Origin of the sequence: Pseudarthrobacter enclensis (assembly GCF_001457025.1) — a bacterium.
In the GTDB taxonomy this organism is placed as follows: domain Bacteria; phylum Actinomycetota; class Actinomycetes; order Actinomycetales; family Micrococcaceae; genus Arthrobacter; species Arthrobacter enclensis.
Window position 1 is genome coordinate 142,058 of record NZ_KQ758599.1, and the last position, 25,974, is coordinate 168,031.

General features: G+C 68.1%; 28 protein-coding genes. 12 read left to right on the forward strand and 16 right to left on the reverse strand.

Features of this window, described 5'->3' with window-relative positions; genetic code table 11:
* Positions 1–5: 5 nt before the first annotated feature.
* The 4 genes from AS031_RS00620 to AS031_RS00635 form a co-directional block, all read right to left on the reverse strand.
* A complete protein-coding gene (locus tag AS031_RS00620; protein ID WP_058266223.1) occupies positions 6–959 on the reverse strand; it encodes a 1,4-dihydroxy-2-naphthoyl-CoA synthase in 954 nt (317 codons plus the stop codon).
* Positions 960–981: 22 nt separating this feature from the next.
* Positions 982–1,422, reverse strand: a complete 441-nt coding sequence (locus AS031_RS00625) for a VOC family protein (RefSeq protein WP_058266224.1) — start codon at positions 1,420–1,422, stop codon at positions 982–984.
* 40 nt (positions 1,423–1,462) lie between these two features.
* On the reverse strand, positions 1,463–2,224 hold the full coding sequence (locus AS031_RS00630) for a CPBP family intramembrane glutamic endopeptidase (RefSeq protein WP_058266225.1): 762 nt from the start codon (positions 2,222–2,224) through the stop codon (positions 1,463–1,465).
* A gap of 75 nt (positions 2,225–2,299) precedes the next feature.
* Positions 2,300–3,550, reverse strand: a complete 1,251-nt coding sequence (locus AS031_RS00635; RefSeq protein ID WP_058266226.1) for an Nramp family divalent metal transporter — start codon at positions 3,548–3,550, stop codon at positions 2,300–2,302.
* 270 nt (positions 3,551–3,820) lie between these two features.
* On the opposite strand from AS031_RS00635, the gene AS031_RS00640 reads away from it, so the two are divergent.
* Entirely contained in the window at positions 3,821–5,281 is a 1,461-nt protein-coding gene (locus AS031_RS00640; protein WP_058266227.1) for an amino acid permease, read from the forward strand.
* Positions 5,282–5,372: 91 nt separating this feature from the next.
* Here the strand turns inward: AS031_RS00640 and AS031_RS00645 are convergent, their stop codons facing one another.
* The gene (locus AS031_RS00645; RefSeq protein ID WP_058266228.1) at positions 5,373–6,110 is read right to left on the reverse strand and encodes a dienelactone hydrolase family protein; all 738 of its coding nucleotides are present in this window, start codon (positions 6,108–6,110) and stop codon (positions 5,373–5,375) included.
* Between the two features lie 46 nt (positions 6,111–6,156).
* Here AS031_RS00645 and AS031_RS00650 point away from each other — a divergent pair, with 46 nt between their 5' ends.
* Positions 6,157–7,227 (forward strand): DNA polymerase IV, encoded by a 1,071-nt coding sequence (locus AS031_RS00650; protein ID WP_442757215.1) that lies wholly within the window; start codon positions 6,157–6,159, stop codon positions 7,225–7,227.
* A gap of 203 nt (positions 7,228–7,430) precedes the next feature.
* On the opposite strand, the gene AS031_RS00655 is transcribed toward AS031_RS00650, so the two are convergent.
* On the reverse strand, positions 7,431–7,607 hold the full coding sequence (locus AS031_RS00655; protein WP_058266229.1) for a CsbD family protein: 177 nt from the start codon (positions 7,605–7,607) through the stop codon (positions 7,431–7,433).
* A gap of 124 nt (positions 7,608–7,731) precedes the next feature.
* Here AS031_RS00655 and AS031_RS00660 point away from each other — a divergent pair, with 124 nt between their 5' ends.
* The 5 genes from AS031_RS00660 to AS031_RS00680 all read left to right on the forward strand — a co-directional run bounded on the left by AS031_RS00660 (position 7,732) and on the right by AS031_RS00680 (position 11,891).
* Complete coding sequence (locus AS031_RS00660; RefSeq protein WP_058266230.1) at positions 7,732–8,193, forward strand: SRPBCC family protein; 462 nt, start codon at positions 7,732–7,734, stop codon at positions 8,191–8,193.
* Complete coding sequence (locus tag AS031_RS00665) at positions 8,190–8,864, forward strand: pentapeptide repeat-containing protein (RefSeq protein ID WP_058266231.1); 675 nt, start codon at positions 8,190–8,192, stop codon at positions 8,862–8,864. Before AS031_RS00660 ends, AS031_RS00665 begins: the two co-directional genes overlap by 4 nt.
* Before the next feature lie 121 nt (positions 8,865–8,985).
* The gene (locus AS031_RS00670) at positions 8,986–10,212 is read left to right on the forward strand and encodes a thiolase family protein (protein ID WP_058266232.1); all 1,227 of its coding nucleotides are present in this window, start codon (positions 8,986–8,988) and stop codon (positions 10,210–10,212) included.
* Positions 10,212–11,015 carry an enoyl-CoA hydratase/isomerase family protein gene (locus AS031_RS00675; RefSeq protein ID WP_141688719.1) on the forward strand — a complete coding sequence of 268 codons (804 nt, stop codon included), beginning with the start codon at positions 10,212–10,214 and terminating at the stop codon, positions 11,013–11,015. Before AS031_RS00670 ends, AS031_RS00675 begins: the two co-directional genes overlap by 1 nt.
* Positions 11,016–11,021: 6 nt before the next feature.
* The gene (locus AS031_RS00680; RefSeq protein ID WP_058266233.1) at positions 11,022–11,891 is read left to right on the forward strand and encodes a 3-hydroxyacyl-CoA dehydrogenase family protein; all 870 of its coding nucleotides are present in this window, start codon (positions 11,022–11,024) and stop codon (positions 11,889–11,891) included.
* Between the two features lie 37 nt (positions 11,892–11,928).
* On the opposite strand, the gene AS031_RS00685 is transcribed toward AS031_RS00680, so the two are convergent.
* Complete coding sequence (locus tag AS031_RS00685; protein ID WP_058266234.1) at positions 11,929–12,162, reverse strand: DUF6480 family protein; 234 nt, start codon at positions 12,160–12,162, stop codon at positions 11,929–11,931.
* Positions 12,163–12,238: 76 nt separating this feature from the next.
* On the opposite strand from AS031_RS00685, the gene AS031_RS00690 reads away from it, so the two are divergent.
* Positions 12,239–12,847: a GNAT family N-acetyltransferase gene (locus AS031_RS00690; protein WP_058266235.1), complete on the forward strand. Its 609-nt coding sequence runs from the start codon at positions 12,239–12,241 to the stop codon at positions 12,845–12,847.
* Between the two features lie 17 nt (positions 12,848–12,864).
* Here AS031_RS00690 and AS031_RS00695 read toward each other — a convergent pair whose 3' ends face one another.
* Positions 12,865–13,758 (reverse strand): SGNH/GDSL hydrolase family protein, encoded by an 894-nt coding sequence (locus tag AS031_RS00695; protein WP_058266236.1) that lies wholly within the window; start codon positions 13,756–13,758, stop codon positions 12,865–12,867.
* 159 nt (positions 13,759–13,917) lie between these two features.
* Here AS031_RS00695 and AS031_RS00700 point away from each other — a divergent pair, with 159 nt between their 5' ends.
* A complete protein-coding gene (locus tag AS031_RS00700) occupies positions 13,918–14,637 on the forward strand; it encodes a tyrosine-protein phosphatase (RefSeq protein ID WP_058266237.1) in 720 nt (239 codons plus the stop codon).
* Positions 14,634–16,655, forward strand: a complete 2,022-nt coding sequence (locus AS031_RS00705; RefSeq protein ID WP_058266926.1) for a S1 family peptidase — start codon at positions 14,634–14,636, stop codon at positions 16,653–16,655. Before AS031_RS00700 ends, AS031_RS00705 begins: the two co-directional genes overlap by 4 nt.
* Positions 16,656–16,727: 72 nt before the next feature.
* Here AS031_RS00705 and AS031_RS00710 read toward each other — a convergent pair whose 3' ends face one another.
* Both AS031_RS00710 and AS031_RS00715 read right to left on the reverse strand, forming a co-directional pair.
* A complete protein-coding gene (locus tag AS031_RS00710) occupies positions 16,728–17,441 on the reverse strand; it encodes a DUF4397 domain-containing protein (RefSeq protein WP_058266238.1) in 714 nt (237 codons plus the stop codon).
* 103 nt (positions 17,442–17,544) lie between these two features.
* Positions 17,545–17,976 carry a PaaI family thioesterase gene (locus tag AS031_RS00715; RefSeq protein WP_058266239.1) on the reverse strand — a complete coding sequence of 144 codons (432 nt, stop codon included), beginning with the start codon at positions 17,974–17,976 and terminating at the stop codon, positions 17,545–17,547.
* Positions 17,977–18,090: 114 nt separating this feature from the next.
* Here AS031_RS00715 and paaZ point away from each other — a divergent pair, with 114 nt between their 5' ends.
* Both paaZ and AS031_RS00725 read left to right on the forward strand, forming a co-directional pair.
* Positions 18,091–20,199 (forward strand): phenylacetic acid degradation bifunctional protein PaaZ, encoded by a 2,109-nt coding sequence (paaZ, locus tag AS031_RS00720; RefSeq protein ID WP_058266240.1) that lies wholly within the window; start codon positions 18,091–18,093, stop codon positions 20,197–20,199.
* 157 nt (positions 20,200–20,356) lie between these two features.
* Positions 20,357–20,752, forward strand: a complete 396-nt coding sequence (locus AS031_RS00725; protein ID WP_228379528.1) for a VOC family protein — start codon at positions 20,357–20,359, stop codon at positions 20,750–20,752.
* Positions 20,753–20,834: 82 nt separating this feature from the next.
* Here the strand turns inward: AS031_RS00725 and AS031_RS00730 are convergent, their stop codons facing one another.
* From AS031_RS00730 to AS031_RS00755, 6 genes are all read right to left on the reverse strand, one after another.
* On the reverse strand, positions 20,835–21,581 hold the full coding sequence (locus tag AS031_RS00730; protein ID WP_058266242.1) for a hypothetical protein: 747 nt from the start codon (positions 21,579–21,581) through the stop codon (positions 20,835–20,837).
* A 206-nt stretch (positions 21,582–21,787) separates the two neighbouring features.
* Positions 21,788–22,093 carry a hypothetical protein gene (locus tag AS031_RS00735; protein ID WP_058266927.1) on the reverse strand — a complete coding sequence of 102 codons (306 nt, stop codon included), beginning with the start codon at positions 22,091–22,093 and terminating at the stop codon, positions 21,788–21,790.
* 12 nt (positions 22,094–22,105) lie between these two features.
* Positions 22,106–23,215 (reverse strand): S1C family serine protease, encoded by a 1,110-nt coding sequence (locus tag AS031_RS00740; protein WP_058266243.1) that lies wholly within the window; start codon positions 23,213–23,215, stop codon positions 22,106–22,108.
* An 85-nt stretch (positions 23,216–23,300) separates the two neighbouring features.
* The gene (locus tag AS031_RS00745) at positions 23,301–23,954 is read right to left on the reverse strand and encodes a TetR/AcrR family transcriptional regulator (RefSeq protein WP_058266244.1); all 654 of its coding nucleotides are present in this window, start codon (positions 23,952–23,954) and stop codon (positions 23,301–23,303) included.
* Positions 23,955–24,026: 72 nt separating this feature from the next.
* Positions 24,027–25,412, reverse strand: a complete 1,386-nt coding sequence (paaK, locus tag AS031_RS00750) for a phenylacetate--CoA ligase PaaK (protein ID WP_058266245.1) — start codon at positions 25,410–25,412, stop codon at positions 24,027–24,029.
* Positions 25,413–25,419: 7 nt separating this feature from the next.
* The gene (locus AS031_RS00755) at positions 25,420–25,887 is read right to left on the reverse strand and encodes a hotdog fold thioesterase (RefSeq protein WP_058266246.1); all 468 of its coding nucleotides are present in this window, start codon (positions 25,885–25,887) and stop codon (positions 25,420–25,422) included.
* Between the last annotated feature and the right edge of the window lie 87 nt (positions 25,888–25,974).

Sequence of the window (25,974 nt, forward strand, 5' to 3'; positions counted from 1 at the left end):
CTGCCTTAGAAGTAGTACGGGAACGAGGACCAGTCGGGGTCCCGTTTTTGCAGGAAGGCCTCCTTGCCCTCCACCGCCTCGTCCGTCATGTACGCCAGCCGGGTCGCTTCGCCGGCGAAGACCTGCTGGCCGGCCAGGCCGTCGTCGGCCAGGTTGAACGCGAACTTCAGCATCCGGATGGCCTGCGGGGACTGGCGGGCAATGTCCGCGGCGTACTCCAGGGCCACCTCCTCCAGCCGTTCATGGTCCACGGCCTCGTTCACGGCGCCCATCCGGACCATGTCCTCGGCGGAATATTCACGGGCCAGGAAGAAGATTTCCCGGGCGGCCTTCTGGCCGATCTGCCGGGCCAGCAGGGCGGACCCGTAACCGGCGTCGAAGCTACCCACGGTGGCGTCGGTCTGCTTGAACTTGCCGTGCTGGCGGGAAGCGATGGTGAGGTCCGCCACCACGTGCAGCGAATGCCCGCCGCCTGCGGCCCAGCCGTTGACGACGGCGATGACCACCTTGGGCATGGTGCGCATCAGCCTCTGGACCTCCAGGATGTGCAGGCGGCCGGCACGGGCGGGATTGATGGTTTCCTGGGTCTCGCCGTCGGCGTACTTGTACCCGTCCCGGCCACGGATGCGCTGGTCCCCGCCGGAACAGAAAGAGTGGCCGCCGTCCTTGGGTGACGGTCCGTTGCCGGTGAGCAGCACGGTGGCCACGTCGGGGGTCATGCGGGCGTGGTCCATGGCGCGGTAGAGCTCGTCCACGGTGCCGGGGCGGAACGCGTTGCGGACCTCGGGGCGGTTGAACGCGATCCGTACGGTGGGCAGGTCACGGACCCACGAGCCGCCGGCGTCCCGCTCCACCTGCCGGTGGTACGTCATGTCCTGGAAGTCCTCGAAGCCTGAGACCACCCGCCAGCGGGTGGGATCGAAGACGTCGGACACCGGGGCGGGAATTTGGTTGCTCACCGTCCAAGTCTAGTAATCGGCCTCAGCTGATGCAGAACTCGTTCCCTTCGGGGTCCGCCATGGTGTGCCAGGAATGGGGTCCCTGCCGCGCGGTCCAGAGGAAAGTGGCACCCCGGGCCTCAAGCTCGGCGCGGACCTGGTCCTTGTCCCGGCCGGCCAGGTTCACGTCCCAGTGCACCCGGTTCTTGACCACCTTCTCCTCTTCCCCGGACTGGAACAGGAGGCGCCGGCTGGGGGCCTTGGCGTCGATCTCCTCCGGCGGGCGGATGGCGGCGCCGTCCTTCCACACCAGGTTGCCGCGGTGCAGCATGGTCTGGTCCTCGGTGGCGAAGCCCTGATCGATCATGGACCGGATGAACCCGGCGTCCTGCGGCTCCACTTCCCATTGCAGGGTTTCGGCCCACCAGTCGGCGAGCTGGTGCGGCTGCCGGCTGTCGATGACAATCTGGATATTCAGTCCCATCCCACCACGGTACGGGGACGGGGTGCCGCGGCGGTAGGGCTCAGGCCTGGACCTGCTGCAGCTGTTCGAACAGTTCCGGCGGGATGGCGTAGATGAAGATAACCGCCAGCAGGTTCTTGGCGGCGTGGACAAAGTAGGAGAACATCACGTTCCTGCCCGTCCACACGTACACGAACACCAGGGTTGCGCCCATGGCCAGGTAGGGGAGCAGGGCGGTCAACGTGATGGCCTGCTGGCCGGCGATGTGGATGCCGGCGAAGACGACGACGGACAGGGCGCAGCACAGCCAGATGTTCAGCCGCCGGCTGAGCTTGCCGATCAGCAGGTGCCGGAAGATGTATTCCTCCACGAACGGGCCCAGGATAACCAGGACCGGGACGATCAGCCAGGCGGGGACCTGCTGCATCAGTGCCTGCAGGCCGGCCTGGTTCGCAGACGTCTGAGCCTCCCCTCCCGCGGCCACCACCAGCGCCGTGAGGATCATCATCACGATCACGGCCGCGGGGACCATCAGCACGGTGAACCACGGGCGCGTGGCGAGCACCCGCAGGTCCCGGACCACCACCTGCCGGGCGGCCAGGAACGCGAGTATGCCCACGGAAGCATAGAAGAACAGGTTGACCACGTAGGACGCCGCCGCGGGGGAGGGCGAGAACTGCTGGATCAGCGGCGCCAGCAGTTCACCGGCCAGGGTGAACGCGCCGGCGATGACCACGTAGGTGGCCAGTGCTGCGAAGTCCAGCGGCGTGAACCGGTACAGGTGCGGCTGGGGGGCGGGAGGTCGGCGGTGCAAGGTGGCCATGGCTTCAGCCTAGCTTCCGGGGGCGGCGTGTGGGCCGGCCTGCGCCAGGACCGGTGCCGGTCGGGAACGGGCCGGTCAGGACTGGCCGGTGACGGTCAGGGCGATCAGGACACAGTTGAGGCCCACGATCAGGGTGGCGCTGGTCCAGCCGGCGACTTTCACGGCGTTGGAGTCCACATGGATGCCCATGACCTCGCGCTTGCCGGTCAGCCGGATCAGCGGGATCAGCGCGAAGGGGATGCCGAAGCTGAGCAGCACCTGGCTCAGCACCAGGGCGAGGGTGGGTTCGATTCCCGCGCCGAGGATGGCCAGGGCGGGGACCAGGGTGATGACCCGCCGGAGCAGCAGCGGGATCCGGACCTTCAGCAGTCCGCCCATGATGGTGGCCCCGGCGTAGCAGCCCACCGAGGTGGAGGCCAGCCCGGAGGCCAGCAGGCCGATGGCGAACACCACGCCCACGGCCGGACCCAACGCTGCGGTGACTGCGGCATGGGCGCCGTCGATGGTGTCCGTACCTTCGATGCCGCGCAGGCTGGAAGCTGCCAGCAGCAGCATCGAAATGTTCACCACTCCGGCCAGCAGCAGGGCGCCCAGCACGTCGAACTTGGTGGCTCGGATCAGGCGGGTCCGCACGGCCGGGTCGGGGGAGAATCCGTGCCGGTCCCGGGCCAGGGCGGAGTGCAGGTAGATGGCGTGCGGCATCACGGTGGCACCGAGCATGCTGGCGGCGAGCAGGACGGTGTCCGTGCCCTCGAAACGGGGAACCAGGCCGCCCAGGGCGCTGCCGGCGTCGGGCGGGTTAACGAACAGGCCGGACATGAAGCCCACGGCGATGACGCCCAGCAGGACCAGGACGGCGTATTCGAAGGATTTCTGCCCCCGCGCAGACTGGAGCGCCAGCAGCAGCATGGACGCCACGCCGATGATGACCCCGCCCAGGAGCAGTGGAAGTCCGAACAGCAGGTTCAGGGCCACGGCGCCGCCAATGACCTCGGCCATGTCCGTGGCGCCGGCAACGACTTCGGCCTGGACCCAGTACAGGCGCCGGGAGCGGTTGCCCAGCCGTTTACCCAGGATCTCGGGGAGGCTCAGCCCGGTGGCAAGCCCCAGCTTGGCGGACTGGTACTGGACCAGCACTGCCATGGCGTTGGCCATCACCAGGACCCAGACCAGCAGGTAGCCGTAGCTGGCGCCGGCGGTCAGGTTGGCTGCGACGTTCCCCGGGTCCACGTAGGCGATGGCGGCCACGAACGCCGGGCCCAGCAGCAGCAGGCGCGACCACAGCCGGCCTGCGGCAGGGCGTCCTTCCAGGGTGGGTGCAGCCATGGTCATCTCCTCGCCGTTGCGGTAACAGTCTGAGAATACCGCAAATTTAGGCACACCGAAAAGTATGTTTGTGGGTCCCCGCAATATGCGGGTGTAGTGCGCGTCACGTAGCACCCGGCTGTGTCTTGTACGATGGATAGGCCGCGCGAAGCTTCGGCAGGAGCAGGAATTGCGCTCACAAACGGCCGCCCGAACCCCAAAAGGCCGAATATGTGAGCTGGATCATGCGTCCCCCGGATGCGGCCAACCCCCAACCCACAAGGAACCGTTGTGCCTCAAAGTACCCCGCCCGAAATCAAGAACAGCACGGCACCATCCAGCGCCGTCGACACGTCCCTCAGCGCCGAGGGCTACAGCAAAACGCTGGGCAGGCGCCACGTCACCATGATCGCGATGGGCGGCGCCATCGGCGTGGGCCTGTTCATGGGAGCCGGCGGACGCCTTGCTTCCACCGGCCCGGCCCTCATCTTCTCCTACGCCATCGCCGGCGTCATCGCCTACCTGCTCATGCGGGCCCTGGGCGAACTCATCATGTACCGCCAGACCTCCGGCTCGTTCGTCAGCTACGCCGGTGAAATGTTCGGCCGCAAGGGCGCCTACCTGTCCGGCTGGATGTACTTCATCAACTGGGCCATGACCGGCATCGCCGAACTCATCGCCATCGGCCTGTACTTCCAGTTCTTCTTCCCGAACGTCCCCGTGGAACTCTCAGCCATCGCCGCACTGGTGCTGCTGGTGGCCGTGAACCTGTTCAGCGTCAAAGCGTTCGGTGAGTTCGAATTCTGGGCCTCCTGCCTCAAGGTCGCCGCTATCGTCATCTTCCTCGCCGTGGGCACCTTCATGGTGGTCACCAACGCCAAGGTTGGCGACGGGCACGCGTCCGTGGCCAACCTCTTCCATGACGAGGGCGGCATGTTCCCCAAGGGCGCCCTGGTCATGATCCTAGTGTTGAACGCCGTCATCTTCGCCTACAACGCCATCGAGCTGGTGGGCATTACGGCCGGCGAGATGCAGAACCCGGAACGCGAAGTGCCCAAGGCGATCCGCGCCGTCGTGGTCCGCATCGTGGTGTTCTACGTCGGCTCCGTGTCCCTGCTGGCCATGCTGCTGCCCTCGGACCAGTACAAGGCCGGGACCTCGCCGTTCGTCACCGTCTTCGGCCAGATGGGCCTTGGCTGGATGGGAGACGTCATGAACATGATCGTCATCACCGCCGCCCTGTCCTCCTGCAATTCGGGGCTGTACTCGATCGGCCGCATTTTCCGCACCATGGCCAACAATGGGCACGCCCCGCAGTGGCTGACCCGCATGTCCACCCGCCGGGTCCCGTACGCCGCCATCCTCGCCATCGGTGCCGTCTACCTAGTGGGCATCCTGCTCAACATCTGGCTGGGCGGATCGCACGCTTTCGACCTCGCGCTGAACACTGCCTCCATCGGCGTGATCTTCACCTGGGGATCCATTTTCGCCAGCCAGATCGCGCTGCGGAAGAAGAAGGGCAATGTCTCCACCCTGCCCATGCCCGGCTCGCCGTGGACCAGCTGGGCAGGCCTGGTGGCCCTGCTCGCCATCACGGTGCTCATCGGCTTCGACACCATGACCAGCAAGGACGGCGAGGTGTTCTACCTTGGCCTGTGGACCCTGGGCACCATCCCGTTCTTCGCCGTGGTCCTGTGGCTGGGCTGGCAGAAGGTCAAGAACAACGCGCCCAAGAGCGAGCTGTACAGCTGACCCCGGCGAGCTGACCGGACCAACGGTCGACGGCGGGACGCCCCTTGCGCGGGCATCCCGCCGTCGCGTGTTTAACAGCGGTTCCGGGCAGTCAGTCCTTCAGGTGCCGGCCGAAGTAGTCCTCGATCCGCCGCCAGGCTTCGGGTGCCGACGCCGGGTCCGGGCCGACGCCCATGACGCGCATCAACGGCCGCAGGAGCGCCGGGCCGGGCATTTCGTCATTGAGGAAGGAATGGCCCGCCCCCGGGAATTCCTTCACGCTGTGCTCGATGCCCAGCTGGTCCAGGGCCGAGTCCAGCCGTGCAACCGCCCCCTTCAGGGACCTGTCTGCCCCGCCGTAGTTGCCCACCAGCGGGCAGGAGCCGCGCAGGGCGTCCACCAGGTCCTCCTGGTGCTTGCCCGGCAGGCGGCCGTAGTTGACCGAGGCGGCATCGAAGCCGTCCCGGGCCACCAGCAGGGCGAAGCCGCCGCCCATGCAGAAGCCGATCACCCCTGTCTTCCCCGTGCACAGTTCCGACTGCTCGAGCCAGGTCCGTGCCGTGGCGATGTCGACGAAGGGCTTGCCCGTGCGCGCGGCCATGGCACGCATGGTTCCCACCAGGCAGCGGCGGGGGCCGCCGTCGCTGAACAGGTCCAGCGCCAGGGACAGGTACCCCGCCCGGGCGAGCCGGTCCGCCTGCCGGCGCGTCTGGTCGTCCAGGCCGAACGCTTCGTGGATCATCACGACGCCCGGAAACGGGCCCTGGCCCTGGGGCACAGCCAGGTAGCCGCCCAATGAGTGCGAACCGCCCGCTGCGGCACTTCCGGCGCTGAGGTCAACGTACGTCATGGCCCAAGGGTAGCCGCCCGGCGCCGGGCCGGTGCAGACTGGGCCTGTGGGCGAACCGTGGGTGCTGCATGTGGATCTGGACCAGTTCATCGCTGCCGTGGAAGTCCTCCGCAGGCCTGAGCTGGCCGGCAGGCCCGTTATTGTGGGCGGCCGCGGTGATCCCACCGAACGGGCCGTAGTGTCCACCGCTTCCTACGAGGCCAGGGCCTACGGCGTAGGGTCCGGCATGCCCCTGCGGATCGCCGCGCGGAAAGTCCCCGACGCCGTGATCCTGCCAGTGGACCATGATGCGTACCTGCAGGCCTCGGGCGAGGTGATGGAGGTGCTGCGCTCGCGACCTGGCGCCACCGTCCAGGTGCTGGGCTGGGACGAGGCGTTCGTCGGCGTGGAAACACCGGACCCGGAGGCCTATGCCCGGCAACTGCAGCACGCGGTGCTCGAGGCCACCCGGCTGTGGTGCAGCGTGGGCATCGGCGACACCCTGGTCCGGGCCAAGGTGGCCACGACGTTCGGCAAGCCGGCCGGCGTCTTCCGGCTCACCCGGGACAACTGGCTCGACGTCATGGGAAGCCGGCCCACCATTGAGCTGTGGGGCGTCGGGACCAAGGTGTCACGCCGCCTGGCGACGCTTGGCATTGGCACTGTGGCCGAGCTGGCGGCGGCGGACCCGGCCGGACTGATCCCCGAATTCGGGCCGAAGATGGGTCCCTGGTATGCGCAGCTGGGCCGGGGCGACGGCGCCCGGGAGGTGGATGACACCCCGTGGGTGGCGCGGGGCCACAGCCGGGAAACCACGTTCCAGCGCGACCTCACCGAACCGGAGCAGGTGGACGCGGCCGTCCGCGAACTGGCGGCGGCGGTGATGGAGGATGTGGCGGCCGAGGACCGTCCGGTGGTGGGGCTGACCCTGAAGGTCCGCTACGCCCCGTTCACCACCAAGACCTTCGCGCGGAAGATTCCGCAGACTGCCGATCCCGGGGAAGTGCTGTCCAGTGCGCTTGACCTTCGGGCCAGGATTGAGCCGGGACGTCCCGTCCGGCTCCTGGGCCTGCGGGCGGAAATGACCATGCCGGAGGGTTCGCGGCAGGGGCACACACCCACCCGAAGCGGCTGGTGACCCCATCCATTGCTGACTATTTGTCGGTTTAGGCCCTCAAAACGACAAATGGGCCCACGCCGGCAGGGTTCCCTGGCCGAGCTTGCGAGGCTAGGGGGCCGGTGGGGAGCAATCGATGGTGAGGGGACAGCGAAATGGCGGCGGATCCGGTGGATCCGCCGCCATGGTGCAACCGCCGTTCGCTGCGGCCGCAACAGCAAGGACTAATCGCGCTTGAAGTCGTCCTTGATGTTTTCGCCCACCTTCTTCGCGTCGGCCTTGACCTGGTCGGTCTGGCCTTCTGCCTTCAGGCGGTCATTGTTGGTAGCGTTGCCCGCCGCTTCCTTGGCCTTGCCGCCCAAGTCTTCGGCTGCGTTGCTGATCTTGTCTCCGAGGCCCATGGTGAGGCTCCTTTCGTTTCCGCCCATCAATGCCCTCCCACCGTAACACGAAGTATGCTTACTAATTCAAGTCGCGGGCCGGTTCCCGCCGCCGCTGTCGGCGCGCGGCGATAGGCTCGACCGTATGGACCAAAGCCTTAGCCTCACCCAGCACATCCAGGCATCTCCGCAGACAGTGTGGTCCGTGATCACGGACATCGAAGGTGCTCCGGCAACGCTGTCCGGCGTGGAATCCGTCCAACTCCTCACCGACGGCCCGTATGGCGCAGGGACGCGCTGGCGGGAAACCCGGAAGATGTTTGGCAGGTCCGAGACCGTGGAGATGTGGGTGGACCAGGCAGAACCGCCACGGTCCACCGTGGTCAGGGCAAACCAGGGCGGCGCGGATTACAGTACGCGGTTCAGCCTGGTTCCGCGCGATGGCGGGACGGACCTGACGCTGACTTTCGGTGCCCGGATGTCCAGCCCTACGGCTGCCGGCCGCCTGATGGCCGCCCTCCTGGGCCGCGTGGGCATGGCCGCCAGCCGGAAGGCCCTCGCCCGGGACCTGGCGGAGATCGCGGCAAAAGCGGAGTCCCTCCGGTGACCGGGTCCGGAAGCCGCCGGGGCAAGCCGGCCGCCACCCCGCCGCGGCTTTCGCCGGTACGGCCCGCGGAACTGGAGGACCGCGCCATGGATTTCCGCCGCGCCGCCCGTCACGACGGCGGCCGGTACCGGCGCGTGGACGCCGACGGGCTGGAACTCTCCGGCGCCGACTTTTCCGAATGCGAATTCCTGGGGGTCTCCTTCCATGAGACCCAACTTCGCGGGGCGGGGTTCCGTGATTCCGTGCTCAGCGAACTGTATTCGCCGGTGTTCCGGGCTGCCCGCAGCACCTGGCGCGATGTGGAGCTGCGGAATCCGCGGCTGGGCTCGGCTGAACTACACGACAGCGGATGGCAGTCAGTCCGCATTGAGGGCGGCAAGCTGGACTTCCTCAACCTGCGGGGCGCCAAGCTGACGGACGTGCTCATCACGGACTGCATCATCAACGAACTGGACCTCGGCTCGGCCACCGCCACCCGGGTGTCGCTGAGGGGCTGCACCATCGGAACGCTGGACGTGACGGGTGCCCGACTCAAGGACTTCGACCTCCGCGGGGCAGACTTCCGCGGCATCAGCGGCCTGGGCAACATCGCAGGCCTGGTCATTGATGACTACCAGCTCGGCCTGCTGGCGCCGCTGCTTGCAGCCCAGCTGGGAGTCACCGTCCTCTGATCCGGGGCTGCGCGCTGCGGTACCGCCGTGTACTATTTACAGAACGAACGGTCGGTAAGTGGCGGGGTCCGCCCTGCCGGCCGCCGATGACAATGCTGTTAATCGCGTGAAGGGTGTTTCCATGGCTGCAACCGCAGGACCGCAGGCTTTCCTGGTTGGTGGTGTCCGGACTCCGGTGGGCAGGTACGGTGGGGCACTCTCCCCGGTCCGCCCCGACGACCTGGCTGCCCTGGTGGTCCGGGAAGCCGTACAGCGGGCTGGCCTTGACCCGGACAGCATCGATGAGGTCATTCTGGGCAACGCCAACGGTGCCGGCGAGGAGAACCGCAACGTGGCCAGGATGGCCACCCTGCTGGCCGGCCTGCCCCTGCATATCCCCGGCATCACCGTCAACAGGCTGTGCGCCTCCGGCCTCAGCGCCATCATCCAGGCCAGCCACATGATCAAGGCCGGCGCCGCTGACATCGTGATCGCCGGCGGCGTCGAATCGATGAGCCGGGCACCCTGGGTCCAGGAAAAGCCGGCCGCCGCGTTCGCCAAGCCGGGCCAGATCTTCGACACCTCCATCGGCTGGCGGTTCACCAACCCGCACTTCCAGCACGGCGGCCTGTCACGGGACGGGAAGATGACCTACTCGATGCCCGAGACCGCCGAGGAAGTGGCCAGGGTGGACGGCATCACCCGCGAGGATGCCGACGCCTTCGCGGTCCGCTCGCACGAACGCGCGCTCGCCGCCATCGAAGCGGGACGGTTCAAGGACGAGATCGTCCCCGTCACCGTCAAGACCCGCAAAGCGGAAACAGTCGTGGACACCGATGAGGGTCCCCGCGCCGGCACCACCGCCGAGGTGCTCGCCGGACTGCGGCCCGTGGCGCACGGCGGGCAGGTGGTCACCGCCGGGAACTCCTCCTCGCTGAACGACGGCGCCTCCGCCATCATCGTTGCTTCCGAGGCCGCCATCGAGCGGCTCGGACTGACCCCGCGGGCACGGATCCTCGACGGCGCATCGGCAGGATGCGAGCCGGAGATCATGGGCATCGGCCCTGTCCCGGCCACCCAGAAGATCCTGAAAAGGACCGGCCTGAGCGTTGGCGACCTCTCCGCCGTCGAACTCAATGAAGCGTTTGCCACCCAGTCGCTGGCCTGCGTCCGGCGCCTCGGACTCGACCCGGACATAGTGAACAACGACGGCGGCGCCATCGCTTTGGGGCATCCGCTGGGTTCCAGCGGCTCCAGGATTGCCATCACGCTCCTGGGCCGGATGGAGCGCGAAGACGCCAAGGTAGGCCTGGCCACCATGTGCGTCGGGGTTGGCCAGGGGACGGCCATGCTGCTGGAGAAAATCTGATGGCGGCCCCCGTGGACCTGGCAGCAGAGAAGTTCGCCGCGCTCAGCGTGGAGGAGCAGGGCGACCGTGTAGTGGTGCTGCTGAACCGGCCCGAGGTGCGCAACGCCATCGACCAGCAGATGGTGGACGAGCTGCACATTGTGTGCGCTGCCCTGGAACAGAACCCCAGGATCCTCATCATCGCCGGCGTGGACGGCGTCTTTGCCTCCGGTGCCGACATCGGACAGCTGAGGGAGCGGCGCCGGGACGATGCCCTGCAGGGCATCAACTCCACGGTGTTCGCCCGGATCGCCAAACTGCCGCTGCCCGTCATCGCGGCCGTCGACGGCTACTGCCTGGGCGGGGGCGCCGAACTGGCCTACGCCGCCGACTTCCGGATCGGGACGCCCGACGTCAAGATCGGGAACCCGGAGACCGGCCTGGGCATCCTGGCCGCCGCCGGTGCCAGCTGGCGGCTGAAGGAACTGGTGGGAGAGCCCGTGGCCAAGCAGATCCTCCTGGCCGGGAAGATCCTGAACGCCGAGGAAGCCCTCGCCGTCAACCTCATTACCGGGATCCACGCGGCCGGCGACCTCCTGGGCGCCGCCCACAGCCTCGCCGACCGGATCGCCCGGCAGGACCCGTTGGCGGTCCGGATCACCAAATCGGTGTTCCACGCCCCTGCCGAAGCACACCCGCTGATCGACCAGCTGGCCCAGGGCATCCTCTTCGAGTCCCAGGCCAAATTCGACCGGATGCAGGCGTTCCTGGACCGCAACGCGGAACGCAAGGCCTCCTCCTCCGACACCGCTGACGGAAAGTAGAACACCATGAGCAACTCCGAACTTCCTGCCGGCCTGCCTGCCCGCGTTGGCGTCCTGGGCGGTGGACGGATGGGCGCCGGCATCGCCCACGCCTTCCTGATCAAGGGGGCCGACGTGCTGGTGGTGGAACGCGACGAACAGTCCGCCGAAGCAGCGCGTGAACGGGTGGAGTCCGCCGCCGCGAAAAGCATCGAGCGGGGCGCCACCGACGCCAACCTGGACGAAATGGCATCCCGGCTCACCGTGGGCGTGGACTATGACGCCTTCAAGGACCGCGGCCTGGTGGTCGAAGCCGTGCCGGAGGACTGGGACCTGAAAGTGGCTTCCCTGCGCGGCATCGAGGAAAGGCTGGAAGCGGATGCCTTCCTCGCCTCCAACACCTCGTCGCTGTCCGTGAACGGCCTGGCCAAGGAGCTCCAGCGGCCCGGCAATTTCCTCGGCTTGCACTTCTTCAACCCCGTACCGGCGTCCACCCTCATCGAAGTGGTGCTGGGCGAGCAGACCAAGCCCGGACTCGCCGAAGAGGCGAAAAAGTGGGTGGCGGCACTGGGCAAGACCGCCGTCGTCGTCAATGACGCTCCCGGCTTCGCATCCTCACGGCTTGGCGTGGCCATCGCCCTGGAGGCCATGCGGATGGTCGAGGAAGGGGTGGCGTCAGCCGAGGACATCGACAACGCCATGGTCCTGGGCTACAAGCACCCCACCGGGCCGCTGCGGACCACGGACATCGTGGGCCTGGACGTCCGGCTGGGCATCGCCGAGTACCTGCAGTCCACCCTGGGTGACCGGTTTGCTCCTCCGCAGATCCTGCGGGACAAGGTGGCCCGCGGCGAACTGGGCCGCAAGACCGGCAAGGGCTTCTTCGACTGGAGCTAGGCCGGGCGCTTCGGCCCGCCGCTGTCCGCCGGCGGGACTAGTCGAAGAACCCCACGATGTAGCCGATGAAGTAGAGCAGGAACAGCAGCACGCCGGCGCCGATTGCCGCGATCCAGAAGACCTGCTGGCCCCTTCCGGATCCTGGCTGCCGGGGCTCCTGTGTGCCCGCCACCGAGCCTTCACCGGGCGGCGTTTCGCCCGGCGGGACTCCGCCGCCGGGTTCCAGGCCCGTGATCTTGTCGTCTTCCGGGTCCGGGTTGGTTCCTGACACGATAACTCCCTTGCTCGCACTGCCGGGGCCTGTCCCCAGCGTAACCGGCCGGCCTGCGTGGACCTAGGCTGGTGACGTGACTTTCCTCGAACCCCTTACCCTCACCGGCCGGCACGTAATCCTCGAACCGCTGCACCCCGACCACCACGATGGGCTCGTGGAGGCGGCGCAGGACGGTGAACTGTGGAAGCTCTGGTACACCTCCGTCCCGTCTCCCGGGGAGATGGCGGATGAAATCCGGCGGCGCCTGCGGCTCCAGGAGGACGGGTCGATGCTGCCGTTCACCACCCGGCTGATCGACCGGGACACCGGCGGGCCCGGGCGGATCATCGGGATGACCACGTACATGAATATCGACGCCGGTACGCCGCGTGTGGAGATCGGCTCCACCTGGAACGCGGCATCGGCACAGGGCAGCGGCACCAACCCGGATTCGAAGTTCCTGCTGCTGCGGCACGCGTTCGAAACACTCGGCTGCCCCGCCGTGGAGTTCCGCACCCACTGGCTCAACCACCAGTCCCGCGAAGCGATTGCCCGGCTGGGTGCCAAGCAGGACGGCGTGCTCCGCAACCACTCCCGGACCCGCGACGGCGTCCTGCGGGACACCGTCGTGTTCTCCATCCTGGAGCACGAATGGTCCATGGTCCGGGCCGGGCTGGAGTACCGGCTGGACCGCCGCGGGTAGGAACTTTTCCGCCCGGATCAGTTGCGCCGGGCCAGGGAATCGAGGTTCACAGCTCCTTCAAGGGCGCCGGCGTAAGCCTCATGGCCGGCCGCGTTGGGGTGGAAGTTCTGCAGGGCAAACGGGTCCGCCGGGTTGAAGTTGATCCAGGGTGCGGCGGAGTTGAGGGCATGGCCTGTGAAGGCCCGCGTGACGTCGACGTAGACAGCTTTGGCCTTGACCCGCGGGGATACCGCAGCCCTTTCGATCGTTCCGTTGAGGGTCAGCGTGCCTGCGTTGACCAGCCGCTGTGCCTCCGGGGTGAGCAACGTCGGCCAGCCGTCGGGATCGAAAAGGAGCGGATACCCGAACACCACGATGGTGGCGCGCGGCGCCGCCCTGCGGACCGCGGTCAAGGCTTCCACCAGGTTGGCCTGCACAGCGGGCAACGCGTCCCTGACCCGTTGCACTGCCTGCGCGCAGGCGTCGAGCGGCATCGTGGCGCAAATCTTCAACGGTGTGGTGAAGTCGATGTCATTGGGGCCGGCGGTCACGGTCACCAGCTCCGTGCGGACGGAGAGCTTCCCGGCGGCGGACGCCGCCGCGACCTGCTCCATCACGCTGGGAACGGCGTCGGACGGCCTGTCAGTGAGGACCGCGCCGGCGCATGCTGCATTGGCACTGTTGCCGCCCACCACCGGCAGCTTCAGGAGCAGGCTGACGTAGCCGCCATTGGTCTGCAGGCAGGGGGCTGCTGTGGTGTACGCGCCGGCGCCTATTCCGGCTGTGTAGGAGTCGCCGAACGCCACCAGGTCCACATCCGGTACAGGCGGCGCGGCTGCTGCCGGCGCAGCCGTGGACCCCAGCGCCACGGCCAGTGCGGCGAGGCCGGCCGCGAATGCCGGGTGCCGCCGTCGTAATGCTGTTGTTTCCATCGCAATTCTCCCTTGAACGTGGCCCGGGGCCCGAGGACAGGCAGGTGCAACAGTACGCCGGTCTGCCCGGACGGTCACCGGTGCCCCGTACCCGCCTTTTCCCTGGCCGGTACCTGTTGGTGACATGCACCGCTCCCGGGCGTGTGGTTAGCTGTGCGGATGGAGAATGCTGGCGGGGCCATGGACTGGGACGGTGCGGTGAATGCCTGGCACGTTGCCGGCGGCGTCTACCGGATGGGCCGGCGGGAATGGCTGACCGAAGAGGGCTGGCGGCAGGCCTACGACGCCGGCATCCGCACTGTCGTTGATCTGCGCAACGCCGCGGAGGCGCGGCGCCGCGGTACCGACCCCGTGGTCTCCGCAGCGGCCCTGCACGGCATGGAGGTGGTATCGGCACCCACGGAGGAATCCCACCACGCGCAGTTCGCCGCCCTCACCGGCCCCTACCTCAACGACCCCGCCTACTACCCGGACAACGCCCGGCTGTTCCCGCACAGGCTGGTGGCCGTCTTCCGCGCCTTCGCTGACGCCGCCGACCGGGGGAATGTGGTGCTGCACTGCGCCGCCGGCCGGGACAGGAGCGGCCTGGTGGCCGCCATGGTCCAGGACCTCGCCGGCGATCCCGACCACCTGATCGCGGAGGGCTACCGGCGGGCCGCCCGGGGCATCAACGAACGCTACCGGACCCACGGACCCCCGCATGACCGGGAACGCTACCTCGACGACGACGAACTGGCGCCGCTGCTGGAGCAGCGCGGGAAAGCAGTGGTGGAATTCGTGCGGAACCTGGACACCCGGGCCTACCTGCTCAAGAACGGACTCAGCCCTGCCGAGCTCGATGCCGTCCTCTCCCTGTGCGCCCCGGGCGCGGCCCGATGACCGCAGCCCGCCGCGCGCACCTGGTGCTGGGTGCGGCAACAGGAATCCTGCTGTCCGCAACCCTCGCGTCGCCCGCGACGGCCGATGACGGGAGTTCCACGGCACCAGCCCCGATCCAATCAGCCCCCGCCCAGCCAGCCCCGGTCCAGTCAGCCCCGGTCCAGTCAACATCGGGACCGTCCGACGCCGGGCTCGCCGACGCAGCGCTGAGGGACCTCGGCCTCACCCGGGAGCAATTCGCCGCCGCCGGCGAACGCGGAGCCTCAGCGGCTGCGGCAGCCGCCCGGCTGCGGGATGTCCCCGGCTACACAGGGATCCGGCTCGACGGCGGGCACATCGTGGTCACCGGCTCGGGCGCCGAACTCCTTGCCGGGGTGGCCGCGCTGGCTTCCAGCATCCCGGACATCGCTGTGGAGGCGCCGCAGGCCGTCCCCGAATCCGGGCACGCTGCCCCGGAATCCGGAACAGCGCCGCAGCTGGCCGTCGGCACCGAGCAGCTGTTCCAGGCCTACGTCCGCGATGTCGGACCGCACGGGCTGCAGGCGGTCATGGCCGCTGACGGGAAGTTCATCATCCGCACCGGCGCCGTCAACGCACCGGAGTCCACTACCGTTCAGCCCAGCGGGCCCGGGCCGGAGGCACCGGTTGACGGCAGCCCTGCGGACACCACGACGGCGGCCCGCCCCGGCAAGGTGTCGCCGGCTGAGTTCGTGGCACGCTACGCCAACGTGGAGCTCGACGGCGCAGCGCCCCTCGCGTCCGAAGCCGACGTCCCCGGCGGCGTGGGATACATCGCCGATACCGGCTGGATCTGCTCCACGGGCTTTTCCGCCTTCGACCCGGCGGGTCTGCCGGCCGTCCTGTCCGCCGGCCACTGCGCCTCGGACGGACAGGCCACCACCGCCACCCTGGAATTCCAGTTCGTGCCGGCCGGCCGGCTGGGCAGCTTCGGCTTCAGCCAGTTCGGTGGACCCGGCAACTCCCGCATCATCGAGGACCCGCTCGACCCCAACAACCCCGGCAACGTGGGCACCGACATCTCGGTGATCAAGGACCTTCGGGACGACCTCGACCCCGTACCGGCGGCCAGCACCTGGGGCGACCCCTCGCAGCCCGGGCCGGACGTCAAAATCATTGGCACCGCGGACCCCGTCCAGGGCATGCCCGTCTGCCGGTCCGGCCGGACCTCCGCCTGGTCCTGCGGCACCGTGGACGCGGTGGGCATCTTCGTGGTTCCCGGCCCGGACTTCGCCGCCGATGAGACGGACCTCCGCGCCTTCCGCGGCTTCCTGTCCTACGGCGTGCAGTCCAGCGGCGGCGACTCGGGCGGCCCCTACGTCAGCGGCAACTACGCCGTAGGGACGCACGCCGCCGGCGATGCGCCGCCCGCAACCGTGAACTTCGCCGTGGGTGCCACCCTGTCAGAAAGCCTGGCGGTCCTGCCCGGCTACCAGCTGGAACTGTTCCTCAACAAGCCCGCCATCACGTCGCCGGCCCCCGGTGCCACCTACGAGCCCGGCCAAACCCTCACCGGCACCGTTGCAGCTGCGCCGGCTTCCGCCGTGGCCGCAGGTTCCAGCGTCAGGATCACGGTGCAGGGCAAGGACCCGGTGGACGTTCCCCTCGACGCCGCCGGAAGCTTCAGCTTCACCGCCCCCGATGGTCCCGGACCGCTGCGGTTCACCGCCGAAACCGTTAACGGCTTCAGCAGGTCCGGCGCCGTAGAATTCGACTTCGCGCGGGAGGCTCCCGAACCACCGGCACCCCAGCCACCGGCGCCCGGTGGTCCCGACCCGGAGCAGCCGGCTCCCGTGCCGCCTGTGCCTGCCCCCGCGGCGCCGCAGCCGCCGGTGGATGGCGGTGCCGCCGTCGTACCTGCCGATGCGGGCGCCGTCCCGGCCGACCTGGCCAACACCGGCGCCGCGGGCCTTCTTGCCGCGTCCGGCGCCGCTGTGGCGGCACTCCTGGCAGGGATCCTGCTGGCGGTGTGGGGCCGGCGGCGCCGGCAGTCCCGGTAGCACCCGGTGGCGCTGGAGTGCGGGGCTGCAAAGGCGGCCCCGCACTCCAGTTATGTCACTGCCGGCGCGGGGTCAGTGCCGGCCGTGCCACCTGTCCTTGCCCTCGACCACCTGGGTGGCCACGGCCAGGGTCCCGTCTGCCAGGCTGCCCCACGCGTAGACGATGGTGTTCTTGCCGGCCTCCACAGTGACGTCCGTGGGGCCGAGCACGGGCGTGGTGGTGCCGGCCGCGGCCACTGCCGCCGAAATGGTGCCCGCCTTGAGCTTCAGCGTTGCCTCATCCGGGTTGCTGAGGTCCTCGATGACGGGTTGCCCGCCGGCAAGGACGTCGACGGCGGGAGCTGCTGCCACGTGCCGGACGGTCAGCTTGCCCTTCTTGTCATTGCGGGGTGCCTTGGTGTCGTTTTCGAAGAGCGAGGCGGTGGGGGTGCCGTCTGCGGTGAGGTGGGCCACTGCGGTGTAGTTGCCGCCGTCGTCGAGTTCCACGTCCACGGGCCCGATCACGGGGTTGTCGGCGCTGGTGGCATCGGCGGCCGTGATAGCGATCCGGTAATCGCCGCCCGGCAGTTCCAGGGGTCCTGCCAGGGTGCCGGGTTTGAAGTCATCCAGGGTGAGGGTGCCGTTGACCCAGACGTCCACGGTCAGCCCCGGAACGCCGTGCAGGACGGACAGTTGCGCGTCGTCGTCGTCGTGTCCGTGGTGCCATCCGCCGGCCTGGGCGGGACCGGCAAAAGCCAGCGAAGCGGCGAGTGAAAGTGCTCCGGCGGCGTAACCCATTGTGCGCATGTCAAACTCCTTGGGGGATGCCCGGTTGCGGGCTGTTTGTGCTTACGCGCTTATTACTCCCGGAGGGTGGTCCGTGGATGCAGGCCCGGCGAAATTGCGGGGGTCAGTTTTTGGGTTTCATAAGCAGGTTGGTGATGCGCAGCGTGCACAGCCGCTGGTTTGCCTCGTTGGTGATCAGCACCTCGTGGGTGGCCAGCGTCCCGCCGAGGTGGATGGGGGTGGCGGTGATGGTCACTTGGCCCTCCCGGGCGGAGCGGTGGTGCGTGGCAGAGACGTCAACGCCCACCGCGGTCTTGCCCATGGTGCTGGCGTGGATGACCGCCGCCCAGGATCCCACGGCTTCGCCCACCGCAAGCGAGGCACCGCCGTGCAGCAGCCCGAACGACTGCCGGTTGCCTTCCACGGGCATGGTGGCCACCACGCGTTCCACGGACTCCTCCACGATCTTCACGCCCATCTTCTCGTCCAGTTCACCCAGGGTGATCTTCCAGAGTTCGTGCTGTGTGGGGGAGTGGTCCGGGGTGGGGGCGCTCATGTGCTCTCCTAGTGTGCAGCAGGGACATTCCTGTATGGTACTTATATTACCGAACGGACGGTCAGTAAAGATGGACCGTTTGTCTGCCCCTTGTGTTGGAAGGACCCGTCAACGATGACCACCACTGCCACAGCGCCCCACGCCACGCTCGACACCGTGGAGACGGTGCCCAGCTTCGTCATGGACTCCTGGTGGACGCCGGAGGCCGGTGCCGCCGGCGCAACTCCGGTGCGCGACGCCAGTACCGGCGAAATCCTGGCCAAGGTCAGCACCGAAGGCCTGGACCTGGCAGCCGTGGTGGACTACGGGCGCACCACCGGCCAGGATGAGCTGGGCAAGCTGACCTTCCACCAGCGCGCCCTGAAGCTCAAGGAACTGGCCCAGTACCTGAACGCCCGCCGCGAACACTTCTACAACTTCTCCTTCCAGACCGGCGCCACCAAGATCGACTCCATGGTGGACATCGACGGCGGCATCGGCGTCCTCTTCACTTTCGGCTCCAAGGGCCGGCGCGAGCTGCCCAACTCCCAGGTAGTGGTGGACGGCCCCATGGAAGTGCTGTCCAAGGACGGCTCTTTCGCCGGCGAGCACATCTACACGCGCATCCCGGGCGTCGCCGTGCAGATCAACGCCTTTAACTTCCCGGTGTGGGGCATGCTGGAAAAGTTCGCGCCCGCCTTCATCTCCGGCGTCCCCACCATCGTCAAGCCCGCCACCCCCACCGGCTATGTCGCCGCGGCCGTGGTCAAGGCCATTGTCGAGTCCAACATCCTGCCCAAGGGCTCGCTGCAGCTGGTCTCCGGCTCCGTCCGCGGCCTGCTGGACGTGCTGGACTACCGGGACCTGGTGGCCTTCACCGGCTCAGCGTCCACCGCAAAGTCCCTGAAGGCCCACCCCAACGTGGTGGAGGGCGGCGTCCGGTTTACCTCGGAAACCGACTCGCTGAACGCTGCTATCCTGGGTCCCGACGGCGTTGAGGGCACCCCGGAATTCGAGGCCTTCGTCAAGTCCGTGGTCACCGAGATGACCGTCAAGGCAGGCCAGAAGTGCACCGCCATCCGCAGGGCCATCGTGCCGCAGGAGCTGGTGCCGGCGGTGTCCGCCGCCGTCGGAAAGCGCATCACCGAGCGGGTAGTGCTGGGCGACCCCCGCGGCGAGGGCGTCACCATGGGAGCGCTGGCCTCCGTGGAGCAGCTTGAGGACGTCCGTGCCGCCGTCCAGTCCATGCTCGACGCCGGCGGTGAGCTTGCGTTCGGAACCCTCGATTCGCCGTCGGTCACCTCCGCCGACGGAACCACCGGGGTAGTGGACGGTGGCGCGTTTATGGCCCCTGTCGTCCTGAACTGGGACAACCCGGAAGCGGAAGCGATCCACTCGCTGGAAGCCTTCGGCCCGGTGTCCTCCGTCATCGGCTACAAGGACCTGGCGGACGCGGTGCGGCTGGCTGCCCGCGGCGGCGGTTCGCTGGTGGCCTCTGTCTGCACCAACGATCCAGACGTGGCCCGCGAACTGGTCACCGGCATCGCCGCCCACCACGGCCGCGTCCTCGTGCTGAACCGGGAAGACGCCCGCACCTCCACGGGCCACGGCTCGCCCGTGCCGCACCTGGTCCACGGCGGCCCCGGCCGCGCCGGCGGCGGCGAGGAACTGGGCGGCATTCGCTCCGTCATGCACCACATGCAGCGCACGGCTATCCAGGGATCACCGAACATGCTCACCGCCGTCACCGGCGTCTGGCATGCCGGGTCCGACCGGAACTTCACGGTGGAGACGGAGGGGACCCACCCGTTCCGGAAGCACCTGTCCACCCTGCGGATCGGCGACGCCGTCCGTTCCGAGCTCCGGCAGGTCACCCTGGAGGACATCACGGCCTTCGCCAACTCCACCGGGGACACCTTCTACGCCCACACCAACCAGGAAGCGGCGGAAGCCAACCCCTTCTTCCCCGGCATCGTGGCGCACGGCTACCTGCTGCTGAGCTGGGGCGCGGGACTGTTCGTGGAGCCCGCCCCGGGTCCCGTCCTGGCCAACTACGGCCTGGAGAACCTGCGCTTCATCACCCCCGTGGCCGCCGGCGACTCCATCCGGGTGACCCTCACCGCCAAGAAGATCACCCCGCGCGAAACGGACGAATACGGTGAGGTGGCCTGGGACGCCGTCCTCACCAACCAGGACGACGAGATCGTGGCCACCTACGACGTCCTCACCCTCGTCGAAAAGTAGCCCCCAACCCAACCCCCTCCTGGTGCCCTATCACTTGGGGTCCCTAAAACCCGGCTTTAGGGACCCCAAGTGATAGGGCATCGAGGGGTTGGCGGGGCTTTTTTCGGGGTGGAAGCGTAAAATTCTGCCCGTAGGAGGTGGCCCCATGGCCCTGAAAATGAACACAGCCACAACCATCCTGCCGGTCGATGACGCAGCCCGCGCCCGCAGCTTCTACACCGAGAAGCTCGGACTCCCGCACCGCGGCAAGACAGACGATGGAAGCGAACTGCTCGGTACCGACGGCGGCCCGATGCTGCAGTTGATGCCGGTCTCTGACGGCAGGCACTCCGAACACACGGCCCTGAGCTTCGAGGTGACGGACATCGAGCGGACCGTCCGTGAGATGGAAGCGCTGGGCGTGCAGTTCCAGGACTACGACCTGCCCCATCTGCGGACCGAGAACCATATTTGCACCACCGACTCGGAGAAGTGTGCGTGGTTCATGGACACCGAGCACAACATCCTGTGCGTCCATGAAAGCAGGAACGGCCAGCCGGAGTACCAGGTCTAGGCGTCGCCAGGGCCAACGCACAAAGCAGCAGGGGCCGCCTCGGTCGGATCGGGGCGGCCCCTGCCTGCAGGTCTGCGGATTCCTATTTGGACCAGACGATGGGGTTCTTGCGGTACGGGTTGTCGCTGGAGCTGGCGTAGCTGAAGCCCGAGTCCGCGTAATCGGCCGAGACAATCTCATCGCCTGCCGGCGCCAAAAAGACCTGGCATGAGGTCATGCTGCTTCCCACCTTGTAGCTCAGGTTGTCGCCCGAGCCCGTGGTTTCGAACCGCTTGGTGGGGCACTGGTCCAGGGAGCCAATGATGATCAGCTTCTGGGCGTCCGTGCCGTCCTTCAGCTGCGCGCTCAGGCGCGGTTCGCTGATGCCCGCGGACGGCTTGCTGAGGCTGTCCAGGGTGTGCTCGGTGAAAACGTAGTACGGGGTCTGGCCGGCGAACTTTGCAGCGTCCTTCAAAGCGGCGAGATCGGCCTCGGCGCCCGCCGTGATTTTGGTGACGCTGGTGGTGTAGGTGGCTTCGACGTACTTGGCGTCCGCAGGGTCCTTCCCGGTGTTGGAGTGCGTCACGGCCTTCTCACCGAGCCCGAGCTTGGTGCCGGGTGCCGTGAGGTCCTTGGCGGTACCAGCGGCACCGGCCGCGGGAGCGGATTCGGACGCTGTGGCGCGGGCGGAGGCGCTCGGTGATACGGAGGCGGATTCAGAGGCCTCCGGCGCGGCCTGGGATTCCGAGGCTGCCGGGGCTTCCGATGCACAGGCCGAGAGTCCCAGTCCCAGGACGGCGGCCATGCCCAGAGCGGTAAATGGGCGCAGAGAGGTGCGGTAGTTGATCATTATTCCCCCTGATAAGTGATGCGAACACGGTAACTATAACGTATGGATTTATTGGGTGCTAAGTGAGCTGAGTAATTCCCCCGGTTGCCCCCTTGAATGCTTCAAGCGTAGGCGGCAGCAGCAGGCCCCGCGATGGGCAGTGCTGCCCATCGCGGGGCCTGTGGTGATGCCGTCCCGCGGCGGGAGCCGCGGTGCTGTGGGAGGACCTACGACTCGGCGCCGCCGTGCAGGCCGTCGTCGCTGCTGTCATCCTCCCGTCCGGTGCCGTGACCGGACTCGCTGCGGTCGGAAAGGTCCATGTTGCCGCGTGCCTCGTCCAGGGTGGGACCGCCGGACGGGACGCTGTACGTGTCCGGCCGGACGCCGTGGGCCTGCTCCTCGATCAGCGCCTGTTCCTCGCTGAACCGGATGGCGTTCGCTTCATCGGCGGCGTCGCCGGGAATGTCCTCCCGGAGCTTCGACGGATCCGGGACGATGAAACCTGCGTCGGGTTCTTCCTTGTGCGTGCTCATTTCCATACCTTCCTATCGGGTGGCTGTGGTTGCGGGCCGGTCGGTGAGGTCCACCTTGAGGTCCAGGCTTTGGTCTCCCCGCTTGGCCTTGACGCCGACGGTATCGCCGGGGTTGCGGCCGCGGAGTTCCGCGAGGAGTTTCTCCGGAGCGGTCAGCGCGACGCCTTCCAGGGACTCCAGCACATCCCCGGGGCGGATGCCCGCCTTGCCTGCCGGCCCGTCGTCGTCGACCGCCAGGACCAGGACGCCGCTGCCGGGTTCGATGCCCAGCCGGCCAGCGATCTGTGCCGTCAGCTCGCCGGGCGTGAGGCCCATGTAGGCGTGCTTGGCCGTTCCGGTGGCCAGCAGTTCCTCGGCCACTTCCACCGCGGTGGCGGCGGGGATCGCGAAACCCAGGGAGACGGCGCCGGCCGACGGCGGAATGTAGGCCTCGCTGATGCCAATGATCTCGCCGCGCATGTTGATGACGGCGCCGCCGGAGTTGCCCGGGCTGATGGGGGCGTCGGTCTGGATCAGGTCCACCAGGGAAAGGCTGTTGGACGCCGATCCCGGGATGGACCGGTGCAGGCCGGAAATGATCCCGGCGGTGGCTGTGTTCTCGAAGCCCAGCGGCGAGCCGAGGACCAGTGCCCCTTCGCCGACTTTCGGCAGCGCGGTCTGGTACGTGGGCTTGGGCAGGCCCGTCCGGTCCGCCTGGACCAGGGCCAGGTCCGTGACGGCGTCGGTGGCCTTGACGGTGCCCTTCACCCGCTGCCCGTCAGCGAATCCCACCTCCACGGTGGTGGCGCCTTTGACCACGTGTTCATTCGTAATGATGAGCCCTTCGGCGGAGTACACCACGCCGCTGCCCAGGCCGCCGTCGGTAAAGATGGTCACCACGGACGGGGCGAGGTCCTCGACGAGCCGGGGAAGGCGGCTGTCCGCATCGCTGTCACCGGCGGGAGCCTGGCCGGAGGGCGCGGAGGATGCCGTTGCAGTCGCTGCCGGGCCGGAGGTTTCGCTGGCTGCCGGGGACGTGGGGGAGCCGGTGCACGCGGACAGCACGACGGCGGCGCCCAGCATCGCTGCGGCGGCGGAGGTCCGGTGCCTGGTGCGGCAGCCCGGGCCGGTGGCGTGGCTCATGTCCAACCTCCTGCGGACGGTTTTCTACCACCGTAGCCGCGAAGCGGGAAAAATACCAAGCACCCTTAGTATCAGGGGTTCCGGATCAGGAAGCTGTGGACGCCGTGTTCCCGTGCAGCCCGTCGAAGGCCATGGTGATGACGTCGTCGGCGAGGCGCTGGGGCGAGAGCGAACCGCCCGGCTTGTACCACTCGACAATGGAGTTGATCATGCCGAACAGCAGCCGGGTGACGGTGCGGGGGTCAATGTCCTGGCGCAGCGACCCCTCGTCCCGGGCGGCCGAAATCAGTGCGGCAACCTTGTGGTCGAAGGTGCGCCGGCGTTCCAGCGCGTCCCGCTCGATCTCCGTGTTGCCGCGCAGCCGCAGCAGGAGAGTGACGAAGGGAAGCCGCTCCACCAGTACGGCCACCGTCTGGCGGAGCACGAACTCCAGCCGGGCGTCCGCTGCCCCGGCGGTGGCCTCGGGCTGCTCCAGGATGGACTCCAGGCCACCCAGGGCGTGGTCCAGGGCAAGCTTGAGCAGGTCCCCCTTGGAGGGGACGTGGTGGTAGATGGCGGACTTGGAGATGCCCAGGTTGTCCGCGAGAATCCCCATCGACGTGGCGTCGTAGCCGTGGCGGTTGAACACGTCGACGGCGATGCGCAGCACCGACTGCTGGTCGTAGCCGGGGCGGCCGCGCTTGGCGGTCCCATTGCCGGCCGTGCCGTTGGTGCTGGTGGTCTGGGTGGTGCTGGGCATAGTGGCTAGTTTCTCACGAACGGTCGGTCGGCCCGGACAGGCAGCAGCGCAGGTCCGGGCCGACGTGGCCGTCTATCCCTTCGGCCTCATGTCGTAAATCCGGCGCAGCTTGCCGTTGGAGCGCTCAAGCGAGCCGGGCTCCACCACGTCCACCATGCACGACGAACCCACGTGGATCTTGATCTGCTCCTTCAAGGCGCGTCCCGCCGTCGAACTCTGCTCGATGGTGACGTTGTCCCGGCGCTCGATCTTGACCGTCAGCTGGTCCATCCGCTGGCCTTCGGGGCGGGTGAGCTCAAGCTGGAAGTGCGGGCTGAGCTCGGGGATGCGGAGCGCGATCTCCTCGATCTGGGACGGGAAGAGGTTCACGCCGCGCAGGATGATCATGTCGTCGCTGCGGCCGGTGATGCGGCCCATCCGGCGGTGCGCGGGGCGGGCGGTGCCGGGCAGCAGCCGGGTGAGGTCCTTGGTGCGGTAGCGGATGATCGGCAGGGCTTCCTTGGTGAGGGAAGTGAAGACCAGTTCGCCGTGTTCGCCGTCGCCCAGGACGTTTTCCTTGCCGGGGGCCGGGTTGAAGGGGTCGATGATCTCCGGGCGGAAGTGGTCCTCCCAGATGTGGCTGCCGTCCTGGGTTTCCACGGCCTCGCCGGCGACGCCCGGGCCCATGACCTCGGACAGGCCGTAAATGTCGCAGGCCTTGATGTTCATCATGACCTCGAGCTCGTGCCGCATCTCCTGCGTCCACGGCTCCGCGCCGAGCACGGCGAACTTGAGGGACGTGGAGGCGGGGTCGATGCCCATGTGGGCCATGGCGTCGGCGATGGTGAGCAGGTAGGTGGGGGTGGCCAGGATGGCGTCCGGCTTGAAGTCCTGGATCAGCTGGATCTGGCGTTCGGTCTGGCCGCCGGACATGGGGATGACCGTGCAGCCCAGGGCCTCGGCGCCGGCGTGCGCGCCCAGGCCGCCGGTGAACAGGCCGTAGCCGTAGGCGTTGTGGACCTTCATGCCGGGGCGGATGCCGGAGGCGCGGAAGCTGCGGGCCACGAGCTTGGCCCAGTCGGCCAGGTCCTGCTTGGTGTACCCGACGACGGTGGGCCGGCCGGTGGTGCCCGAGCTGGCGTGGATCCGGGCCACCTCGTTCTGTGGCACCGCGAACATGCCGAACGGGTACTCCTGGCGCAGGTCCTCCTTGGTGGTGAAGGGGAAGTTGCCCAGGTCGCTGAGTTCGCGCAGGTCGTTCGGGTGGATGCCTGCGTCGTCGAACTTGCGCTTGTACAGCGGCACGCGCTCGTAGGCGTAGGCCACCGTGTGCTGCAGGCGCTTGAGCTGGAGGGCCTCGAGCTCATCGCGGGAGATGGTCTCCTCGCGGTCCAGGACGGCGTCGGTGCCGGCGGCTGCGGGGGCCGCCTGCGCGGAGAGGGCCTCGGCGGCGGGGGTTTCGGGGGCATGCAGGGTCATGGTTTTCCTACTTCTTGGGGATGGTGCGGCTGCGTCCGCGGAACTCGGCGATGAGCTCGCCCGGGGTGCCGGTGCCGGGTTCCGTCCCGGGGGCGGCATCGGCGGCGAAGATCTGGATGTCGTAGAGGCCGCTGCGTCCGGCGCTGGAGCGGCGGTCGGCGACGGCGGTGAGGACCTGGCCGCGGAAGGCCGGCTTGAGGAAGTTGATGTCGACGCCGGAGGCCACGGTGATGGTGTTTTCCTCGCCGGGTGCGGGGCTGATGGGGTTGCACGCGAGGGCGAAGGCGGTGTCGCCGAAGGCGAAGATCATTCCGCCGTGGGCCATGCCGAAGCCGTTGAGCATTTCCTGCCGGAGGGTCATCCGGATGGTGGCGTGGCCGTCGCTGAGACCCAGGACTTCGATGCCCATCCACTCGGAGGCGTAGTCGTTGTCCAGGATGGGGTGGGTGGCCCCGGAAAGTGTTGCTTCAGCCATGCGTCATTGCCTCCAGCTTTATTTACCGAATGTTCATTAGGTAATCCCATGAGGGGGTCCGGTGTCAAGAGCAGGGGCCTGTCCCGT

What these genes read in the sequence shown, in the direction of transcription:
- AS031_RS00625 (WP_058266224.1), bottom strand. Translation starts at nt 1,422, where the DNA reads ATGGGACTGAATATCCAGATTGTCATCGACAGCCGGCAGCCGCACCAG.
- AS031_RS00630 (WP_058266225.1), bottom strand. Translation starts at nt 2,224, where the DNA reads ATGGCCACCTTGCACCGCCGACCTCCCGCCCCCCAGCCGCACCTGTAC.
- AS031_RS00635 (WP_058266226.1), bottom strand. Translation starts at nt 3,550, where the DNA reads ATGGCTGCACCCACCCTGGAAGGACGCCCTGCCGCAGGCCGGCTGTGG.
- AS031_RS00645 (WP_058266228.1), bottom strand. Translation starts at nt 6,110, where the DNA reads ATGACGTACGTTGACCTCAGCGCCGGAAGTGCCGCAGCGGGCGGTTCG.
- AS031_RS00655 (WP_058266229.1), bottom strand. Translation starts at nt 7,607, where the DNA reads ATGGGCCTCGGAGACAAGATCAGCAACGCAGCCGAAGACTTGGGCGGC.
- AS031_RS00660 (WP_058266230.1), top strand. Translation starts at nt 7,732, where the DNA reads ATGGACCAAAGCCTTAGCCTCACCCAGCACATCCAGGCATCTCCGCAG.
- AS031_RS00670 (WP_058266232.1), top strand. Translation starts at nt 8,986, where the DNA reads ATGGCTGCAACCGCAGGACCGCAGGCTTTCCTGGTTGGTGGTGTCCGG.
- AS031_RS00675 (WP_141688719.1), top strand. Translation starts at nt 10,212, where the DNA reads ATGGCGGCCCCCGTGGACCTGGCAGCAGAGAAGTTCGCCGCGCTCAGC.
- AS031_RS00680 (WP_058266233.1), top strand. Translation starts at nt 11,022, where the DNA reads ATGAGCAACTCCGAACTTCCTGCCGGCCTGCCTGCCCGCGTTGGCGTC.
- AS031_RS00695 (WP_058266236.1), bottom strand. Translation starts at nt 13,758, where the DNA reads ATGGAAACAACAGCATTACGACGGCGGCACCCGGCATTCGCGGCCGGC.
- AS031_RS00700 (WP_058266237.1), top strand. Translation starts at nt 13,918, where the DNA reads ATGGAGAATGCTGGCGGGGCCATGGACTGGGACGGTGCGGTGAATGCC.
- AS031_RS00705 (WP_058266926.1), top strand. Translation starts at nt 14,634, where the DNA reads ATGACCGCAGCCCGCCGCGCGCACCTGGTGCTGGGTGCGGCAACAGGA.
- AS031_RS00710 (WP_058266238.1), bottom strand. Translation starts at nt 17,441, where the DNA reads ATGCGCACAATGGGTTACGCCGCCGGAGCACTTTCACTCGCCGCTTCG.
- AS031_RS00715 (WP_058266239.1), bottom strand. Translation starts at nt 17,976, where the DNA reads ATGAGCGCCCCCACCCCGGACCACTCCCCCACACAGCACGAACTCTGG.
- paaZ (WP_058266240.1), top strand. Translation starts at nt 18,091, where the DNA reads ATGACCACCACTGCCACAGCGCCCCACGCCACGCTCGACACCGTGGAG.
- AS031_RS00725 (WP_228379528.1), top strand. Translation starts at nt 20,357, where the DNA reads ATGAACACAGCCACAACCATCCTGCCGGTCGATGACGCAGCCCGCGCC.
- AS031_RS00730 (WP_058266242.1), bottom strand. Translation starts at nt 21,581, where the DNA reads ATGATCAACTACCGCACCTCTCTGCGCCCATTTACCGCTCTGGGCATG.
- AS031_RS00735 (WP_058266927.1), bottom strand. Translation starts at nt 22,093, where the DNA reads ATGAGCACGCACAAGGAAGAACCCGACGCAGGTTTCATCGTCCCGGAT.
- AS031_RS00740 (WP_058266243.1), bottom strand. Translation starts at nt 23,215, where the DNA reads ATGAGCCACGCCACCGGCCCGGGCTGCCGCACCAGGCACCGGACCTCC.
- AS031_RS00745 (WP_058266244.1), bottom strand. Translation starts at nt 23,954, where the DNA reads ATGCCCAGCACCACCCAGACCACCAGCACCAACGGCACGGCCGGCAAT.
- paaK (WP_058266245.1), bottom strand. Translation starts at nt 25,412, where the DNA reads ATGACCCTGCATGCCCCCGAAACCCCCGCCGCCGAGGCCCTCTCCGCG.
- AS031_RS00755 (WP_058266246.1), bottom strand. Translation starts at nt 25,887, where the DNA reads ATGGCTGAAGCAACACTTTCCGGGGCCACCCACCCCATCCTGGACAAC.